14 protein-coding genes are annotated in these 17,538 nt (G+C 68.1%); 7 read left to right on the top strand and 7 right to left on the bottom strand.

Annotated features, from left to right (window positions below):
• Positions 1-52: 52 nt before the first annotated feature.
• The gene (locus ACV4UZ_RS01975) at positions 53-1,630 is read right to left on the bottom strand and encodes a fused MFS/spermidine synthase (RefSeq protein ID WP_491599262.1); all 1,578 of its coding nucleotides are present in this window, start codon (positions 1,628-1,630) and stop codon (positions 53-55) included.
• Positions 1,631-1,811: 181 nt separating this feature from the next.
• Between ACV4UZ_RS01975 and ACV4UZ_RS01970 the strand changes: the two genes are divergently transcribed.
• Positions 1,812-2,303 (top strand): Hsp20 family protein, encoded by a 492-nt coding sequence (locus ACV4UZ_RS01970; RefSeq protein WP_491599261.1) that lies wholly within the window; start codon positions 1,812-1,814, stop codon positions 2,301-2,303.
• A gap of 39 nt (positions 2,304-2,342) precedes the next feature.
• On the opposite strand, the gene ACV4UZ_RS01965 is transcribed toward ACV4UZ_RS01970, so the two are convergent.
• Positions 2,343-3,098, bottom strand: a complete 756-nt coding sequence (locus tag ACV4UZ_RS01965) for an EAL domain-containing protein (protein WP_491599260.1) — start codon at positions 3,096-3,098, stop codon at positions 2,343-2,345.
• A gap of 147 nt (positions 3,099-3,245) precedes the next feature.
• On the opposite strand from ACV4UZ_RS01965, the gene ACV4UZ_RS01960 reads away from it, so the two are divergent.
• Positions 3,246-3,977: a substrate-binding periplasmic protein gene (locus ACV4UZ_RS01960; RefSeq protein WP_491599259.1), complete on the top strand. Its 732-nt coding sequence runs from the start codon at positions 3,246-3,248 to the stop codon at positions 3,975-3,977.
• Positions 3,974-5,842 (top strand): ATP-binding protein, encoded by a 1,869-nt coding sequence (locus tag ACV4UZ_RS01955; protein WP_491599258.1) that lies wholly within the window; start codon positions 3,974-3,976, stop codon positions 5,840-5,842. The genes ACV4UZ_RS01960 and ACV4UZ_RS01955 overlap by 4 nt, the downstream gene beginning before the upstream one ends.
• Before the next feature lie 157 nt (positions 5,843-5,999).
• Here the strand turns inward: ACV4UZ_RS01955 and cysC are convergent, their stop codons facing one another.
• The 4 genes from cysC to ACV4UZ_RS01935 are packed head-to-tail and all read right to left on the bottom strand — an operon-like array spanning position 6,000 to position 11,551.
• On the bottom strand, positions 6,000-7,925 hold the full coding sequence (gene cysC / locus ACV4UZ_RS01950; protein WP_491599257.1) for an adenylyl-sulfate kinase: 1,926 nt from the start codon (positions 7,923-7,925) through the stop codon (positions 6,000-6,002).
• Between the two features lie 19 nt (positions 7,926-7,944).
• Positions 7,945-8,745: a sulfate adenylyltransferase subunit CysD gene (gene cysD / locus ACV4UZ_RS01945; protein WP_491599256.1), complete on the bottom strand. Its 801-nt coding sequence runs from the start codon at positions 8,743-8,745 to the stop codon at positions 7,945-7,947.
• Between the two features lie 26 nt (positions 8,746-8,771).
• Positions 8,772-9,470 carry a phosphoadenylyl-sulfate reductase gene (locus ACV4UZ_RS01940; protein WP_491599255.1) on the bottom strand — a complete coding sequence of 233 codons (699 nt, stop codon included), beginning with the start codon at positions 9,468-9,470 and terminating at the stop codon, positions 8,772-8,774.
• Positions 9,470-11,551 carry a nitrite/sulfite reductase gene (locus tag ACV4UZ_RS01935; RefSeq protein WP_491599254.1) on the bottom strand — a complete coding sequence of 694 codons (2,082 nt, stop codon included), beginning with the start codon at positions 11,549-11,551 and terminating at the stop codon, positions 9,470-9,472. The genes ACV4UZ_RS01940 and ACV4UZ_RS01935 overlap by 1 nt, the downstream gene beginning before the upstream one ends.
• Before the next feature lie 152 nt (positions 11,552-11,703).
• Between ACV4UZ_RS01935 and ACV4UZ_RS01930 the strand changes: the two genes are divergently transcribed.
• The 3 genes from ACV4UZ_RS01930 (at position 11,704) to mepK (ending at position 14,554) form a co-directional block, all read left to right on the top strand.
• Positions 11,704-12,138 (top strand): rhodanese-like domain-containing protein, encoded by a 435-nt coding sequence (locus tag ACV4UZ_RS01930; RefSeq protein ID WP_491599253.1) that lies wholly within the window; start codon positions 11,704-11,706, stop codon positions 12,136-12,138.
• A gap of 176 nt (positions 12,139-12,314) precedes the next feature.
• Positions 12,315-13,889 (top strand): L,D-transpeptidase family protein, encoded by a 1,575-nt coding sequence (locus tag ACV4UZ_RS01925; protein ID WP_491599252.1) that lies wholly within the window; start codon positions 12,315-12,317, stop codon positions 13,887-13,889.
• Between the two features lie 116 nt (positions 13,890-14,005).
• Entirely contained in the window at positions 14,006-14,554 is a 549-nt protein-coding gene (mepK, locus tag ACV4UZ_RS01920) for a peptidoglycan L,D-endopeptidase MepK (RefSeq protein WP_491599251.1), read from the top strand.
• A 78-nt stretch (positions 14,555-14,632) separates the two neighbouring features.
• On the opposite strand, the gene ACV4UZ_RS01915 is transcribed toward mepK, so the two are convergent.
• Positions 14,633-15,295 (bottom strand): hypothetical protein, encoded by a 663-nt coding sequence (locus ACV4UZ_RS01915; protein WP_491599250.1) that lies wholly within the window; start codon positions 15,293-15,295, stop codon positions 14,633-14,635.
• A gap of 129 nt (positions 15,296-15,424) precedes the next feature.
• On the opposite strand from ACV4UZ_RS01915, the gene ACV4UZ_RS01910 reads away from it, so the two are divergent.
• Positions 15,425-17,521, top strand: a complete 2,097-nt coding sequence (locus ACV4UZ_RS01910) for an ATP-binding protein (protein WP_491599249.1) — start codon at positions 15,425-15,427, stop codon at positions 17,519-17,521.
• Positions 17,522-17,538: the final 17 nt, after the last annotated feature.

The raw sequence follows: 17,538 nt of genomic DNA, 5'->3' as shown, positions 1-17,538 counted from the left end.
ACGGAGACGGCGGGGAGGAACTTGCTTTTGGTCAAGCCCTCCTCCCCCGCCCCTAATCCGTCAGGATGGGGTCGGGAATGGTGGCGACCATGGCGCGGCGATAGGCCATCTGGGCGGGCGCCGCCAGGGCGGCCAGCGGGTTGTCCTCGTCGGAGAGCACCGGCGCCCCGGCCAGCAGCGGCGAGGTCCCGTCCACCAGGCGCAGCGAGCCCAGGGAGGCGGCCATCTGCTCGGCCATGTGGGCCGGCACCCGGCCCGCCTCGATGCGCAGCCCGGCCAGGCGGTCCAGGGTGTCGGGCCGCCGCGCCGCGAACAGGAAGCCGTTGGTCACCGGCCGGGACGGCGGCCGGGCCTGCTCCACCAGGGCGACCCGGCCGAACACCTCGGTCAGGGTGGCGAGGATGGCCCCGGTGGGCTCCATGTGGCGGGAATCGAGGAAGCTGTTGATGGCCACCACGCCGCCCTCGCCCAGGCAGCGGCGGATGTCGGCGAAGAACTCGCGGGTCAGCAGGTGCTCGGGGATGCCGTCGCCCGAGAACAGATCGACGAAGACGATGTCGTTGTCGGGGGAACAGCCGCGCACCTGGGTGCGGGCGTCGGCGAACACCAGCCGGGTGGCCGGGCCGGGGCGGTAGCCGAAATGGTCCCGCGCCGCCTCATAGGCGCGGTGGTTGATCTCCACCACCTCGACGGCGGCGCCGCGCGCCTCGAAGGCGGCGGGAATCACCCCGGCCCCCAGGCCGAGAACCAGAACCTTGCGGGCGGCGGGCGCCAGATGGGCGGCGCCCGCCTCGAGAAAGTGGGTGAATTGCAGCGCCGGGCGCCCCTGGGAATCGAAGCCGTTCTGCGCCAGTCCGTCGTTGAACAGAATCCGCAGCAGGCCCGGCCCCTCGCCCAGTTCCACCACCTTCAGCACCCCGAAGGCGGACGGATAGGCGGCGACGGTGCGCCACGGCCGGTCCTCGCCGTCGCGGGCGGCCCGGCCGCTCCGCCCGGCGGGATCGACGGCGGCCAGGGCCAGGGCGGCGGCCAGCCCGGCCAGGGCCAGCACCAGCCCCCTGCCCTTTCCCGCCCCCAGGGCGCCCAGCAGGCACAGGGTCACCGCGATGGACAGGATGGAATGACGGCCGGAGAGATGGGGAATCAGGGCGAAGGCGGCCACCAGAACACCCGCCACCGAACCGATGGTGCTGATGAAGAACACCCATCCCGCCCCGGCGTCGGCCTCGCCGTGCAGGGGGCGCTCCAGGGCCACCAGCAGGGGATTGAGCGCCGACAGCAGCACCAGCGGCACCGCCAGCAGCAGGATCGAGGCGAGGAACGCCCCTCCCACCAGACTCAGCTGGGCCAGCGGCCCGAGGCAGACCGGATAGAGCAGGACGGCGACCACCAGCCAGACGCCCGACAGGCCGGGAGCGAGATAATAGGCGGCGCGGATCTCGGCGGTGGAACGCCCCCGGCAGAACAATCCGCCCCAATAATAGCCGAGCGCCAGGCACAGCAGGGTCACCGACAGGATGCCGGTCCAGATCAGCAGGCTGACCCCGAAGAACGGCGTCATCACCCGGGACGCGATCAGTTGCAGGCACAGGATCGCCGCCCCCGTGATCACGATGGTCGCCCGCGCCATTCCTCGCCCCCTCCGTCGCCATGGGTCGGCGGGACTATGGCAAATTGCCGGTGAACAAACCACCCTTGCGGCCGTCGGCAACCATCCTAAATCTATCCGCGCCGGATGCCTATGAAGGGTCCGGACCGGTCCATCAGGACGGACCAGACCGTGACATTGCTTCGCAAAGGAGAATGGAACCATGTTGAGCTACGATTTCTCGCCCCTGCTGCGCACCGCCATCGGCTTCGAACGCCTGGCCCGTCAGGCCGAGGCGGCCGCCCGCTCCGACGCCGACGCCGCCTACCCGCCCTACAACATCGAGACGGCCGGCGAAGACCATTACCGCATCACCCTGGCCGTGGCGGGTTTCTCCTCCCGTGAACTGGACATCGAGACGCTGGACAACGTGCTGACCATCACGGGCCGGAAAGCGGAGGAGGAAGGGAACAACACCAGCTATCTGCACCGGGGCATCGCCGCGCGCGGGTTCTCCCGCCGCTTCTCCCTGGCCGACCACGTCCGGGTGACGGGAGCCAACCTGGCCGATGGCCTGCTCACCATCGATCTGGTGCGCGAGATTCCCGAGGCCATGAAGCCCCGCCGCATCGAGATCGCCGGCGAAGCGCCCACCAGCCTGCTGGCCAAGGCCAAGAAGCTGATCGAAGGCCCCGGCAGGAAGGACGCCGCCTGACCTTGTCGCGGCAACGGATCGGGCGCTTCGGCGCCCGGTCTACCAGTTGATATTGGATTCCCGGACAAGCATCTTTATGGCCGGGCGGGAGAACAGGTAGCCCTGGAACAGATGGATGCCCTGGGTGCGCAGATAGTTCACGTCCTCGCGCCGCTCCACCCCCTCGGCCACCAGGGACAGGCCCAGCATTTCCGCGGTCTTCACCAATCCGCTGACGATGGCCTGACGTGGCCGGTCCTCGTCGATGCCGTTCACCAGGCAACGGTCGATCTTGATGCAGTCGGGCTGAAAATCGGCCAGCAGCGCCAATCCGGCGTAACCGGCGCCGAAATCGTCGAGCGCCGTCATGAAACCGTGACGGCGATAGGTCTCGATGATGGATTTCAGGTGGTTGCGGTCGATGATCCGCTCGTTCTCGGTAAACTCGAAGGTGATCAGATTGCGGGGAAAGTTACATTTTTCCGCCGCCTCCAGGGTCAGACGCAGGCATGACTCGGGATGATAGACGGCGTTGGGCAGGAAATTGATGTTGAGCCGCCGGTCCAGACCCAAGCTGGCCGCCGTCTCGATGGCCTTGACCCGACAGGCCTGATCGAAGGCGTATCGGTTCTTGTCGTTGACCTCGGCCAGGATGGTGGCAGCCCCCTGGCCGTTGGGTCCGCGCACCAGGGCTTCGTAGCCGTAGATGGCCCTGGCCTTAACATCCACCACCGCCTGGAACGCCATGACGAAGGAGAACTGCGAGCCATCGCCACAGGCGCCCACGCAGCCTTCGCCCCGGTCTGATCGTGCCATGATTCAATCTCCTCATGCGCTCAAGGTTATTAACACAGCCGTCCATCGTCGAATATGCCAACGCGCCATAGACTTATGATATAATCACTGAAACCTGTGAGGGGGGATTCGTTGACGCGTTTTGCCGAGGGCATTGGGCAAGGGGTGATGGCGTTCCTGATCGCGGCGGGGCTGGCGGCTCCCATGTCGGCGCAAGCCGACGACGTCCTGCGCTTTTCCACCGGCATGATCGCCCCCTGGACCAATGCGTCCGGCACCGGATTTCACCAGCGCCTGATCCACGCCCTGATGAACGAGACGGGCCGGTCGGCGGAACTGGAGGTTATTCCGGCCTCGTCACGGGCGCTGAAGCTGGCCGATGACGGGATCATCGACGGGCTGGCGGGGCGGGTGGCGGGACTGGACAAGGAATATTCCAACCTGGTCGCCGTTCCCGAACGCATGTTCGTCAACGATTTCGTGGCCTGCGCCTCACCCGGCGGCAAGCTTCCCGCCGACTGGGCCGCCGTCGCGCCGTTCTCCGTCGCCTACGTCATCGGCTGGCAGATCTTCGAACACAATCTGCCACAGGTACGGGAACTGACCACCGTAAAGGATTCCGCCCAGCTGCTCGGCCTGCTCAAGGCCGGTCGGGTGGAGCTGATCCTGCACGAACGCTGGCAGGTTCTGTGGCTGGCCCGCGAGGCGGGACTCCCGCTGGTCTGCGCCGAGCCGCCGCTCGCCAGGGTGCCCATGTTCATCTACCTGCACCGGCGCCATGCCGGCCTGGCCCCTAGCGTTGCCGGAATCCTGCGCCGGATGAAGGCCGACGGATCCTACGACGCCATCGCCCGCCAGACTTTCGGCGGGCTTGGCCCCACGGTGACGGAGGTCAAATGACCTTCGCGAGCGCCCTCGCGCGGAAAGGCAGCGTCGCCCACCGGCTGATCCTCCGCCTGGGCGGCGTGGGACTGGCCCTGGCCATCGCCATGGCGACGGGGCTGGTCACCGCCGACTACCACATCACCACCCATCGGGCGGAGGAGCGCTTCCAGCAGATCGAAGCCGGCTATCTGGCCAGCGTGGGGGAAAACGTCTGGCTGCAGGACCGTGAACGGCTGGGCCAGCTGGTGGCGGGGATCGGCCAGTTCCCCTATGTCCAGCTGGTCCGCGTCACCGACGAGGCCGGAGCCGTGCTGGCGGAAAGTGGCAGCCGCGACGATGCCGACGAACTGTCACGGTCCTTTCCCCTGACCCGCCTCTTTTCGGGACGCGAACTGAACATCGGCCAACTCGAGGTCTCGGTGAGCAAGCCGAGGATGCTCACCCCCGTCTACCAGCGGGCCGGCTTGCTGTTCCTGGCCAACCTCGCCCTGATGGCCGGCATCCTGGCCGCCCTCTACTGGCAGGTCTACCGGCTGATCGCCCAGCCCCTGGCCCACATGGCGGCCCATGTGCGCCATATGAACCTCGACAAGGCGGATTGGGCCACCCCCCTGGACAGCCCCCATGACGAGTTGAAGGATCTGGCGACCGCCTATGCCGAGATGCGCCATGTCATCGAGCGGGGTTACCATGCGCTGCAGGCGCGGGAAGAGCATCTGCGCCTTCTGTTCGACAATTCCCCGGTTTCGCTGTGGGAAGAGGATTTCTCGGAGGTCAGGAAGGCGATCGATTCCCTGTGCCGGCCGACCGGCGGATTGGGTGCCCACCTCGCCCTGCATCCTGATTTCATCGACCGCTGCGCCGCCCTGGTCAGGGTGGTCAACGTCAACGCCGCCACCCTGGCCCTGCACAAGGCGCCAAGCCGGGAGGCCCTGCTCGGCAATCTGGAAAAGACCTTCACCCCGGCGTCACGCCAGGCCTTCGCCCGCCAGCTCGTGGCCATCTGGAACGGCGAGACCCGGCTTTCGGTGGAAGGCGAGGTCAGGACCCTGGACGGCGAGCCACGGGTGGTGGTGGTGCACTGGCAGGTCACGCCCGGCCATGAGGAGCGGCTGGACCGGGTCCTGGTGGCGCTGGAAAACGTCACCGAGCGCAAGGCGGCCGAACAGGCCCTGGCGGCCTCCATGGACAAGCTGATCAGCACCAACCGCGAGCTGGAACGGATCACCGAGATCGCCGCCCACGACCTGCAGGAACCGGTGCGCGGCATCGTCAGCTTCAGCCAGTTGCTGGAACGCCGCATCGGCCCCACCCTGGACGGGGAAGCCCGCGACCTGCTGGACTACCTGAAAACCGCGGGCCACCGGATGCAGGACCAGGTCAGGGGCCTCCTCGCCTATGCCCAGACGGCGCCTCTCGGCACGGCCATTCAGCCCGTCGATCTGGCGGACGGCCTGGGCCGGGCGCTGGAGGAACTGGCGGAGGAGATCGCTCGCCGCTCCGCCTCGGTCTCGGCCGGCCCCCTGCCCCGGGTCATGGGCGATGCCCAGTTGCTCGAGGATCTGTTCATCCGGCTGATCGACAACGGCCTGAAATTCACCCGGGCGGAATCCTCTCCCCGTATCGAGATTACCGCCGCCATCGACGACCGCATGGTCACCGTGGCGGTGGCCGATCACGGCATCGGCATCCTGCCCTCCTATGCCGACGACGTGTTCCAGGTATTCCGGCGCCTCCACGGTCCCGACCAGTTTCCCGGCATCGGCATCGGTCTGGCCATCTGCCGCAAGATCGTCGAGCGCCTGGGCGGACGCATCTGGATCGACACCACGGTCATCGAGGGCTGCACCATCCGCTTCACCCTGCCGAAGGCGCCATAGGAAAAGGGCGCCGCCCTCGCGGACGGCGCCCTCCGTCGAAAGAACCGGCTTTTCCTGTCATCCCGAGCGAAGCCGAGGGATCTTTCACGCCATGGCGGCAGCCGCATGCAGCTGAAAGATCCTTCCTCCCTGCGGTCATCAGGATGACAGGCCGGTATTACAGCCCCCAGCCGTTGGCCTGTTCCCGGGCCGACAGCGAGAAGGCGTTCTCGATGTAGCGCAGCAGGTCGGCGACGCTTTCGTCCACGCTCTTGCCCTCGGTGGCGAGCGTCAGCTCCGGCAGGGCCGGCGCCTCGTAGGCGGAGCCGATACCGGTGAAGTAGCTGATCTCGCCGGCCCGGGCCTTCTTGTACAGGCCCTTGGGGTCGCGGCGCTCGCACTCGTCGATTCCGGTGGCGACGTAGACCTCGTGGAAGGCGTCGGGGTTGATGGCGCGCACCTTCTCGCGGTCGGCGCGGAAGGGCGAGATGAACGAGGTCACCACCACCATGCCGGCCTCGGCGAACAGGTTGGCCACCTCGCCCACCCGGCGGATGTTCTCGGCGCGGTCCGTGTCGGAAAAGCCCAGGTCGCCGCACAGGCCGGTGCGCACGTTGTCGCCGTCCAGCACGGTGGCCTGCCAGCCCTTGAGGAACAGCTGGCGCTCCACCTCCATGGCGATGGTGGACTTGCCGGCACCCGACAGGCCGGTCAGCCACACCACGCCGCCGCGATGGCCGTTGGCGATGGCCCGGGTCTCGGCGTCCACCTTGTGGGGAACCTCGGTGACGTGGGTGGAGCGCGACCGCCCCTCCTCGGCGGGAGTCTCGGCGATGACGCCGCCGCCGACGATGTCGAAGCCTTCCACCAGCACGAAGCGGCCCAGGCGGGGATTGTCCACGAACGAGTCATGGGCGATGGGCGACTTGGCGCGGAACACCACCTCGGCGACGGCGTTGCGCGCCACCTCGGTGCCCTGGTGGTTGGCCAGGTCTTCCACGTCGATGACCCGCTCGATGGCCACCACGTCCACCACGTGCTCGGCGGTGGCCAGCTTCAGCTTATAGCGCGAGCCCACCTTGAGCGGTCCCCGGCCCAGCCAGAAGACGCGGGCCTTGAGGTCGTGGGACTGGTAGGGGGTGTGATGCTCCAGGCTGGCGACGTTGCCGCGCTCGACGAAGATCTGCTCGTCCAGGGTGATGCCCACCGACTGGCCGGCCCCGGCGGAGACCGCCGCCACGGTGTTGCCCCAGGTCTCGATGGTGGCGATCTTGGCCATCTTGCCCGACGGCGAGAACACCAGGGTGTCGCCCACCTTGAGGCGGCCGGATTCGATGCGCCCGGCGATGATGCGACGCTCGTCGAACTTGTAGACGTCCTGCACCGGCAGGCGCAGCGGCAGGTCGGTCAGCGGCTTGGCCGGCTCGAACAGGTCCAGCGCGCCCAGCACGCTGGGCCCCTCGTACCAGGGGGTCTCGGCGGCCGTCTCGGCGATGTTGGCGCCCGAACGGGCGGCCACCGGGATGACGTAGGTGGGCTCGACGCCAATGGAGTTGAGATAGGCGACGATCTCGGCCTTCACCTCGTTGAAGCGCTCTTCCGAGAAATCCACCAGATCCATCTTGTTGACCGCCACGGCGATCTGCCGGAGGCCCAGCAGGTGCAGCAGGTAGCCATGGCGGCGCGACTGTTCCTGCACGCCCTCGTGGGCGTCGATGACCAGCACGGCGGCCTCGGCGGAGGCGGCGCCCGACACCATGTTCTTCAGGAATTCCTTGTGCCCGGGCGCGTCGATGATGACGTAGGGCCGGTGCGCGGTCTTGAAGCGGATCTGGGCGGTGTCGATGGTGATGCCCTGGTCGCGCTCGGCCTGCAGCGCGTCCATGACGAAGGCCCATTCGAAGGGCATGCCGCGCTTGTCGCAGACTTCGCGCAGGTACTCGACCTTGCCCTCGGGCAGGGCGCCGGTCTCGTTGAGGATGCGGCCCACCAGGGTGGACTTGCCGTGGTCCACGTGGCCGACCACCACGATCTTCATGGGAGACGCGCTCTGGGACACGGAGACCTCGGGGCTGACTTTCAGGGCGGTTGCGGTGTTGCTCATGATCTGTACGTCCCCTCGCTCACATATAGCCGCCGGCGCGCAGACGCTCGAAGGCGTCCTCGGATTCCTTGTCCTGGGCGCGGCCCGAACGCTCGGAAATCTTGGTGGTCTCCAGTTCCTCGATGATCTCGGCCACCGTGGTGGCGGTGGAGGCCACCGAGCCGGTGCAGGGCGCGCAGCCGAGCGAGCGATAACGCCGCCCGTCCTTGGCGAAATAGAGATCGACCATGGGGATGTTCTCGCGCTCGATATAGCGCCACACGTCGAGCTCGGACCACGCCAGCAGCGGATGGATGCGCAGATGGGTGCCGGGCGCGAAATCGGTCTTGAACTGGTCCCAGAACTCGGGGGGCTGGTCCTTGAAATCCCATTCCGCCGACTGGTTGCGCGGGCTGAACACGCGCTCCTTGGCCCGCGTGCCCTCCTCGTCGCGACGGATGCCGGCGATGACGCCGGTGAAGCCGTGCTTGGCCAGCAGGGCCTTCAGCCCCTCGGTCTTCAAGGCGGTGCAGCACTCGACGCGGCCCTTGTGGGGCCCCATGCCGGCGGCCAGGGCCTCGGTGTTCTCGCCGACGATCAGCGGCAGGTTCCATTCCTTGGCGACACGGTCGCGGAACTCGATCATCTCGGGAATCTTGTTGTGGGTGTCCACGTGCAGCACGGGGAACGGCACATGGCCGAAGAAGGCCTTGCGGGCCAGCCACAGCATCACGTTGGAATCCTTGCCGATCGACCACAGCATGGCGATCTTGTCGAGGCGGTTGAAGGCCTCGCGCAGGATGTAGATGGATTGGCTCTCCAAGGCGTCGAGATCGTTCATGATCATCTTCTGTTGTCTTTCCGCGTTCAGATTCCCGCGCCGTCAAGGCCCAGGGACATGGTATGAATGCCGCACTCGCTTTTGCCCCTTCCGGCCCAGCGCCCGGCGCGGGGCGACTGGCCGGGCTCCACCGGACGGGTGCACGGCCAGCAGCCGATGGAACGGTAGTTACTCGCCACCAGCGGGTGGCGCGGCAGATCGTGGGCGACGAAATGGGCCTCGATGGCCTCGGCGCTCCAGGTGGCCAGCGGGCTGACCTTGAGCACGCCGCCACCGTCGGACAGGGTGGCGAGGGTTTCCCGCTCGGCGCCGTGGGCGCGCTTGCGGCCGTCCACCAGGGCGTCATAGCCGGCGACGGCGCGGGCCAGGGGCCGCACCTTGCGCAGCTCGCAGCAGCGGTCCTCGTCGGTCCGCCACAGATCGGCCGCTTCCTTCAGTTCCTCGTCGCTGGGACGCACCACCACCACATTGGTGAGGCCCAGGCGGCGCTCCAGCTGGGTGCGGTACTCGATGGTCTCGTCGAACAGCTCGTCGGTGTCGAGGAAGATCACCGGCGTGGCCGGGTCCACCCCCGCCACCAGATCGAGCAGCACCGCCGATTCCGCCCCGAAGGACGAGGTCACGGCGACGCGCCCGGCCAGTTCGCCCCCGATCAGGGCGGCAAGCAACTCCTTGCCGTCCAGATGGCCGTACTTGGCGATCAGGTGGTCGATGTCCAGCGACATCAGGCCACCACCGCCAGGACCGAGGCCAGATCGCCCACCTCGGCCACCACCGGCGCCTTGGGCCTGGTGACCAGCACGCCGACGGTGTCGATGAAATAGGCCACCGCCTCGCGATAGGTGCCGGCCTCGCCGGTGACCAGGGCGGAGGTACGCTCGGCCAGCACCGATTCGAAGGCGTTGACGGCTTCGACGGTCGCCGCCGGCGACGAGCGGAACAGGGCGAACACGCCTTCCGAATCCTGGTCGTCCTCGGTCGCCACGCCATGGCTGGCCAGCAGCAGGCGCAGCGCGTAGACGGTGGCCTCCTCGCCGGCCTTCAGCGCCTCGGGCCAGCGGCCGGAGGCAAGGAAGCGGTCCAGGTTGATCAGTCCGTCATCGGCCAGATCGGTGTAGTAGGTGGTGCTGACCTGGGGAGCGGCGCACTCGCCCTTGGCCTTGGGCGGGCCGACGAACACGTCGGCATCACCCCAATCGGTGAACAGGTCGTCGCCCTCGCCCGCCGCCAGCGGCGCCAGGATGGCGTTGATGCCGTCCTTGCCCAGACGCTCGGCCCAGGCACGGACACCCTCGCCCTTGGCGCGGGCGGCCCTGATCTCGGGGCGCAGCAGCGCGACGGCCTGATTGGCGAGGCGGGCGGGAACGATGGGGCCTTCCAGCCCCACCTGGCCGGCATAGGCGTCGCCGCCGAAATGCAGCTGGTAATGGGGAGCGGGCTTGCCGTCGATCTTCTTGCCCATGCCGTGCAGGCCGATATCGGCCACATGGTGCAGGCCGCAGGAATTCTGGCAGCCGGACACGTGCACCGAGACACCCTTGGCGTCGGCGACGCCGCGCGCCTCCTTCTCCACCTGGATGCCGAAGCTCTGGGAATTGGTGATGCCGATGCGGCAGGTGGTGGTGCCGGGGCACGACACCACGTCGGGCACGTCCTCGGCCGCCTCGGGGATGTCGAAGCCCAGGGCGCGGACCCGGGCGGTCACCTCGGCGACCTTGTCGGGAGCCACGTCGATGAAGGCCAGCTTCTGGTCGCGGGTGGTGGACAGGCGGGTCACGCCGGCCGCGACGGCGATGTCGTAAAGGGCGTCCAGCTGGTCCGAATCGACGATGCCGAGCGGAATGTAGACCACCAGCGCCACCTTGCCGTCATGGCCGGGCACCACGCCGACGGGCGTGCGGGCGACGGGAGCCTCGACGGGCCGGCGCCAGGACAGGGGCTGCCAGGGGCGCTGCTGCAGGCTGCGCAGCCGCTCGAACTCCTCCTGGAACAGGGCGGTGAACTTCTCGGCCCCGAAGCGCTTCAGCACGAACTTCAGGCGCGCCATGGCGCGGTCGCGGCGGTTGGAATAGCGCTGGTGCAGGCGGGCGGTGGTCTCGATGACGGTGGGCAGGTCCTCCTCGGCGACGAAGGACAGAACCTCGACCGCCATGATCGGCTGGCCGCCCAGGCCGCCGCCGGCCAGAATCTTGAAGCCCTTCCTGCCGCCCTGCTCCACCGCCACGAAGCCCAGGTCGTGGATGGGCGAGGCGCCGCAATCGGTGGCGCAGCCCGACACGGTGAACTTCATCTTGCGCGGCATGTGCTGGACCAGGGGATGGCGCAGCCAGGTGCGGGCCAGCTGGTCGGCCACCTTGCCGGCGTCCACCAGCTCGCGGCCGCAGGCGCCGGCCAGGGCGCACGACGTCATGTTGCGCAGCGTGTTGCCGCAGGCCTCGCGGGTGGTGATGCCGTCGGCGTTGAGCACGTCCAGCATGTCGGCGGTGCGCTCCAGCGGCACGTAATACAGCTGGAAATCCTGCCGGGTGGTGATGTGGGCCGGACCCTTGGCGAATTCGCGGTTGACGGTGGCCAGGGTCTTCAGCCATGGGGTCGGCACCACACCGCCGGGGATCTTGATGCGGACCATCTGGACGCCGGCCTGCTTCTGACCGTAGACGCCGTGGCGCAGACGGAAGGCGGTGAAGCGCTCCGCGTCCCATTCGCCGCTCTGGTGGCGCTGCAGTCCCTGCCGGTATTCCGCCAGATCCGACGAGCGAACCAGGGGCTCGATGGCGGAGAGGTCGGCGTGGGTGGCGTCCTTCATGACAGGCCCTCTTGCTATTGCACACTTAAAAAAGTGTATGTCTGTTGTGAACTACGATGTACTCCACATTTTACACAGAGGTCAACATTTTTCTGTGTACATTAGTTCTATTATGCACTAGAGTTTATGTAGTTTTGCATCCGGAGCCCTTCATGACCAACACCCCCGCCCTCGGCTACGCCGGGGAAATCTCGCCCTCCGACGCCTGGGAACGCCTGGCCTCGGACCCCTCGGCCCGAATCATCGACGTCCGCACCCAGGCCGAATGGTCCTTCGTCGGCGTCCCCGACCTGTCGCCGGTGGGCAAGCAGGTGCTGCTGGTCTCGTGGCAGGTCTTCCCCACCATGGCCCGCAACGACGCCTTCGCCGCCCAGGTCGAAGCCCATGGAGTGAAGAAGGACGACACCCTGCTGCTGCTGTGCCGCTCGGGCGTGCGCTCGCGCGCCGCCGCCGAACTGCTGACCCAGCTGGGCTATACCGCCGCATGGAACGTCACCGACGGATTCGAGGGGCCACACGATTCCGCCAAGCACCGCGGCGCGGTGGCGGGATGGAAGGCCTCCGGCCTGCCCTGGGCCCAGGGCTGACGAGTTGTGACAAATCCGGGCGGCAGCATTGTTGCCCGTTGACACCCGGACCAATTGGATCGATATCGAGTCGTGTGGGAGGGCTTCGGTCCCTCCCCCAACGATATGGTTCGCCCGCCTTTCGGGCTAGAGGTCATACGGTGTTGTCGTCGCGCCCGCTGCTTTTCTCCTTGACCATGGGTCTGGCCGTCCTCGGCTGGGAACCGGGCGCGCAGGCCCAATCCTCCGCCGAGACCCAGCGGCGCATCGAAGCGGCCATCGCCTCGGCCCCCCTGGCCGAGCCCGCGCAGGAAGCCCGGGCGCTGCGCGACTTCTATCGCGGGCGCCAGGGACAGGCCGCCTGGAGTGACGGCAAAGCCGACGCCCTGCTGCGCGATGCCCGCGCCCTGGCGGCCGCCCAGGGCCTGGACGCCGCCACCTATGCCGTGCCGAGCCCGGGAAGCGAGCTGGACACCGACGTCCTGATCAGCGCCACGCTGCTGCGCTTCGGGCGCGATCTGTCCATCGGCGCGGTGCTGCCCGCCCGCAACGTCGGCGGCTTCGGCGCCGAGACGCGGGGCGAGTTCGACGGAATCCGCTTCCTCAAGGCCCTGGCCGAGGGCAAGCCCCTGGCCGAGCAGATCGACGCCATCTCCCCCCAATATGTCGGCTACGTCCGCCTGCGCGAAGGGCTGGAAAAGGCCCGCGCCATCGCCGCCGCCGGCGGCTGGCCCACCCTGCCGCCCGGCGACAAGCTGGTGCCGGGCGAGACCGACGAGCGTATCCCGGTCCTGCGCCGCCGGCTGATCGCCTCGGGCGACCTGGGCGAAGGCTTCGCCGACGGCAAGACCTATGACGGACCGCTGGTGGAGGCGGTCAAACGCTTCCAGGCGCGCCACGGCCTCGACCCCGACGGCACGGTCGGCGGCAAGACCCAGGCCCACCTCAACGTGCCCGCCGACGCCCGCGCCCGCCAGATCGCCGTCAACCTGGAGCGCTGGCGCTGGATGCCCCGCGCGTTCGGACGCCACCACATCGCCGTCAACATCGCCGCCCAGCAGCTGGAAGTGGTCGACAACGGCGGCATCGTCATGTCCATGCGGGTGGTGGTGGGCGACGTCAAGCATCCCACCCCCAGCATGAACACCACGGTCAGCTCGGTGGTGCTCAATCCCCCCTGGCGGGTGCCCAGCTCCATCGCCAACAAGGAAATCCTGCCCAAGCTGCGCAAGGACCCCAACTATCTCGCCACCAGCAACCTGCAGATCGTCGATTTCCCCGAGGACGCCACGGGCACGGCGGGCGACGGCATCGACTGGAACGCCATCGGCAAGAAGTTCCCCTATCGCCTGCGCCAGCCGCCGGGCCCCGACAACGCCCTGGGCCAGCTGAAATTCAACCTGACCGATTCCGACGACATCTACATGCACGACACCAACAACCGGAAGGTCTTCAGCCGCTCGTACCGGGCGCTGTCCCACGGTTGCGTCCGGCTGGAACGCCCCGTCGACCTGGGCGAGCTGCTGCTGGGGGCGCGCTGGCAGGGCAAGCTGGCCGAGAATCTCGCCGCCAACCCCTCCACCCGCACCCTGAAGCTGGAGCGGACCACCCCGGTCTACATGATGTATTGGACCGCCTGGGCCGACGAGAACGGCACCCTTCACTTCCGTGACGACCTCTACGGCCACGACCGGCGCCTGATGACCGCCCTGGACCGCGCCCGCGCCCCGGCGCACCGCCCGGTCACCGGCCGGACCGCCGGAGCGTCCTGACCATTGGATACCTACCCGAGGGTGGGACCAAGGGGTAGTTGACTCCTGCCCGCACCGAGATGGTAATAAGGTCCCCACCCGAGAGGGAGAGACTCGGGGACAGGGACGGAGGGGGAATGTTCGATAAGGCGAAAAGCCGGCGTGGCTTCCTTGGGCTCGGCCTCGGCGCCGCCGCCACCCTGGTGGTCGGCACCCCGGTCGAGGCCGCCGTTCGCCGCCTGCCCGAGCGCCACATCCATCTCTACAACACCCATACCGGCGAAAGCTTGAAGTCGGTGTACTGGGCCGAAGGCCACTACCAGACCAAGTCCATCGCCCAGATCAGCCGCTTCCTGCGCGATCACCGCAACAACCAGATCCACCCCATCGACCCCAAGCTGCTGGACATGATGAATTCGGTTCAGCGCAAGGTGGGGGCCAAGGGCCCGATCCACATCATCTGCGGCTACCGTTCGCCCGCCACCAACGCCATCATGGCCTCGCTCAGCGACGGCGTCGCCACCCAGTCCCTGCACACCCAGGGCAAGGCGGTGGATATCCGCCTGCCCGGCCACGCCACCAAGCATGTGGGCCGCGCCGCCCTGTCGCTGAAGGCCGGCGGCGTCGGCATCTATCCCGCCTCGGATTTCGTCCACATCGACACCGGCCGCGTGCGGACCTGGTAGGACGGGAATGCGGCCGGGACGGCCGCGCTCCACCCGGGCCGCGCCCCGGAGCGCGGGCATCCTGCCCGCATCGGAACGTCACTTCCCCTTGCGTCCCTCGAGCAGCGGCTTGATGCTTTCCACCGCCTGGACCACCTTGTCCGGCGGCACCTTGCGCAGGTCGAAGCCGAACCAGCCCTTGGGCAGTTCGAACACCTGAGGGTCCACCGCCCCCACCCTGACGTCCGCCAGGGTCATCTCCACTGGCGAATCGTCTCCTCCGGCATTGCTCAGCAGCCCCACCGCCTTGACCACGATCCCGTCGCGGGTGGTCCAGATGTCGCCGGCGAAGCCGCCTTTCGGCCCTTCGGCCCGGGTTTTCCAGCGGGTGGCCTTGAGACCGGCGACCGTCTCGTCCTTGAGGCGGGTCCGGCTGACCGTCCAGGATTCCAGACCGCCCACCATGCCGGCGGCGGCCTGGAGCGACAGCCCCACGTACCACTTTCCCGACAGGCCCAGGAGAGCGACGGAATCGGCCTTGCGGTCGATCAGGATTCCCTGGCCGCCGCCGGCGGTTGCCACCTCGCGCCGCTCGTACCCTGGCATGTGCCAGACCCGGCCGTGATAGGTGCCCTTGGACGAGGTAACCGAAAAGGCGGCGCTGTAGGACACCGGCACGTCCAGCAGGTCGAGGGCGAACTCGGCGGCCAGCGCGGCGCTGCTCCAGACGAAGGTCAGTATGAAGGCGATGATCGGGCGCACGGGATCCTCGTTGATGCTCGGCCGCGCAGCAAAGCACGAGCCGCCCTTGGGCTCAAGGGGCTGCACAATCCGGTTGCGCCGCCCCCCGGGCACCGTATCATCGTCGGGGGAAGCAGGGAGAGGGCGGTGATGTCCCAGGGCAACGACACCAATACCGGCCGGCGCAGGATGGATCAGGCCGCCAATCTGCTGGTCCGGGCCACCGAGGCGCTGCTGCAGGCCTCCGACGAGTTGGAGCTGCTGGAGCAGATCTGCCTGATCGGCGCCGAGGCCGGCCACCGGCTGGCCTGGATCGGCTATGCCGGCCCAGCGCCGGAGCGCAAGGTCACGGTGATGGCCAGCGCCGGCCAGGCCGTCGATTACCTGAGCGAAATCACCGTCAGCTGGAACGACGACGAATATGGCCGAGGCCCCACCGGCATCGCCATCCGCAGCGGCCAACCCTATGTGGTCGCCGACACCCGCACCGATCCGATCTTCGCGCCGTGGAGCGAGAAGGCGGAACGCCATGGCTTTCGCTCCAGCCTCGCCCTGCCGGTGGGCGAAGGGGACAAGCGCATCGGCGCCGTGATGTTCTACGCCGCCCAACCCAACATGTTCGACGCCCAGGTGGTCGGCATGCTGATGGGGGTGGCGCGCAACCTGTCCCATGGAATCGCCACGCTGCGCATGCGCAGCCGCCACCAGCAGATCGCCCGGGAGCTGGCCGAGAGCGAGCAGCGCTACCGCTCCCTGGTGGAACTGGCCCCCGACGCCATCGTCGTCCATGGCCACGGCTCGATCCTGTTCGCCAACCAGGCGGCCATCCACGCCTTCGGCGCCAGCTCCCGGGCGCCCCTCGCCGGCCGCTCGGTGCTGGACCTGGTTCATCCCGACAGCCGCGGCGACGCCCTGGAACGGCTGGACTCGCCGCCGCCCGGCCACATCCTCAATCACTACCGCCTGCTGCGACTGGACGGCACCCCCTTCGAGGCCGAGGTCCTGGCCTGTTCCATCTCGTTCCGGGGCCTGCCCGCCCGCCTGCTGGTGGTCCGCGACATCAGCGAGCGGACCCGGGTGCAGGAGACCCTGCTGCAGACCGCCAAGCTGGCCACCCTGGGCGAGATGGCCGCCGGCCTCGTCCATGAACTGTCCCAGCCGCTCAACATCATCCGCCTGACCGCCGAGGGCGCCCTGATGCTGATCGAGCGCGGCAAGGCCAGCCAGGACTTCCAGACCCAGCAATTCACCATGATCGCCGAGCAATGCGAACGCACCGCCGAGATCATCGACGACATCCGCATCTTCTCGCGCCGCGACACCACCCCCATCCAGGTGTTCGACGCCGCGCTGGCGGTGCGCTCGGCCATCGAGGTCCTGGACGGCCAGTTCCGTCCCGACGGCATCTGCGTCCGCCACGAGCTGCCCTCCGCCCCGCTGCCGGTGCGGGGCCGGCGCATCCAGCTGGAGCAGGTGATGATGAACCTGCTCAACAACGCCCATCACGCGTTGCGCGATTCCAAGGACACAATGCCTGCGGATTGGGCGGGCGAGATATCGGTGCGCGCGGCCCGCCGGGACGACCAGGTGGAAATCGTCATCGCCGACAACGGCCCCGGCATTTCGGACGCCATGAAGGAGCATCTGTTCGAGCCGTTCTTCACCACCAAGGAGGCGGGACGCGGCACCGGCCTCGGCCTGTCGGTCAGCCATGGCCTGATCACCGCCATGCAAGGCTGCCTGGTCCTGCGGGAGAGCCCGGTCGGAGCCTGCTTCGCCATCACCCTGCCGCTCGACCTGGATGCCGCCGGCCCCCTCCCCCTGCCCTCGCTGTCGCCCGCCCTGATGCAGGCGGGATCGGGGCAGGCCGGGTCGGGCGATGCCCACATCCTGGTGGTGGACGACGAGGCCACCGCCGCCCAGACCCTGGCCCGCTACCTGCGGGAACTGGGCTACCGGGTCAGCATCGCCGGCACCGGAATCGAGGCCTGGACGCTGTTTTCCGAGGATCCCGCCGACGTGGTGATCACCGACCTGCGCATGCCGGCCGGCAACGGCGAGCAGCTGGTGGAGAAGCTGCGCGATTACGACCCGCTGCTGCCCATCGTCATCGTCACCGGGCACCTGGGCGCCACCGAGCGGGTGGCCGCCAACCTGGAAGACGACCGCTGCGCGGTCCTCAAGAAGCCGGTGGCCCTGGGACAGTTGGGAGAACTGGTCACCATCTTCCTGCAGCCGCCCACCTAGTAATTTTTTCGGTGTCG

This window comes from Paramagnetospirillum sp., assembly GCF_058402745.1.
Note: the sequence above shows the minus strand (reverse complement) of the source record. Positions and strands in the feature narration are given on the sequence as shown.

Excerpts from the sequence above, each read along its gene's own strand:
- ACV4UZ_RS01975 (WP_491599262.1), bottom strand. The coding sequence starts at position 1,630 with ATGGCGCGGGCGACCATCGTGATCACGGGGGCGGCGATCCTGTGCCTG.
- ACV4UZ_RS01970 (WP_491599261.1), top strand. The coding sequence starts at position 1,812 with ATGTTGAGCTACGATTTCTCGCCCCTGCTGCGCACCGCCATCGGCTTC.
- ACV4UZ_RS01965 (WP_491599260.1), bottom strand. The coding sequence starts at position 3,098 with ATGGCACGATCAGACCGGGGCGAAGGCTGCGTGGGCGCCTGTGGCGAT.
- ACV4UZ_RS01960 (WP_491599259.1), top strand. The coding sequence starts at position 3,246 with ATGGCGTTCCTGATCGCGGCGGGGCTGGCGGCTCCCATGTCGGCGCAA.
- ACV4UZ_RS01955 (WP_491599258.1), top strand. The coding sequence starts at position 3,974 with ATGACCTTCGCGAGCGCCCTCGCGCGGAAAGGCAGCGTCGCCCACCGG.
- cysC (WP_491599257.1), bottom strand. The coding sequence starts at position 7,925 with ATGAGCAACACCGCAACCGCCCTGAAAGTCAGCCCCGAGGTCTCCGTG.
- cysD (WP_491599256.1), bottom strand. The coding sequence starts at position 8,745 with ATGAACGATCTCGACGCCTTGGAGAGCCAATCCATCTACATCCTGCGC.
- ACV4UZ_RS01940 (WP_491599255.1), bottom strand. The coding sequence starts at position 9,470 with ATGTCGCTGGACATCGACCACCTGATCGCCAAGTACGGCCATCTGGAC.
- ACV4UZ_RS01935 (WP_491599254.1), bottom strand. The coding sequence starts at position 11,551 with ATGAAGGACGCCACCCACGCCGACCTCTCCGCCATCGAGCCCCTGGTT.
- ACV4UZ_RS01930 (WP_491599253.1), top strand. The coding sequence starts at position 11,704 with ATGACCAACACCCCCGCCCTCGGCTACGCCGGGGAAATCTCGCCCTCC.
- ACV4UZ_RS01925 (WP_491599252.1), top strand. The coding sequence starts at position 12,315 with ATGGGTCTGGCCGTCCTCGGCTGGGAACCGGGCGCGCAGGCCCAATCC.
- mepK (WP_491599251.1), top strand. The coding sequence starts at position 14,006 with ATGTTCGATAAGGCGAAAAGCCGGCGTGGCTTCCTTGGGCTCGGCCTC.
- ACV4UZ_RS01910 (WP_491599249.1), top strand. The coding sequence starts at position 15,425 with ATGTCCCAGGGCAACGACACCAATACCGGCCGGCGCAGGATGGATCAG.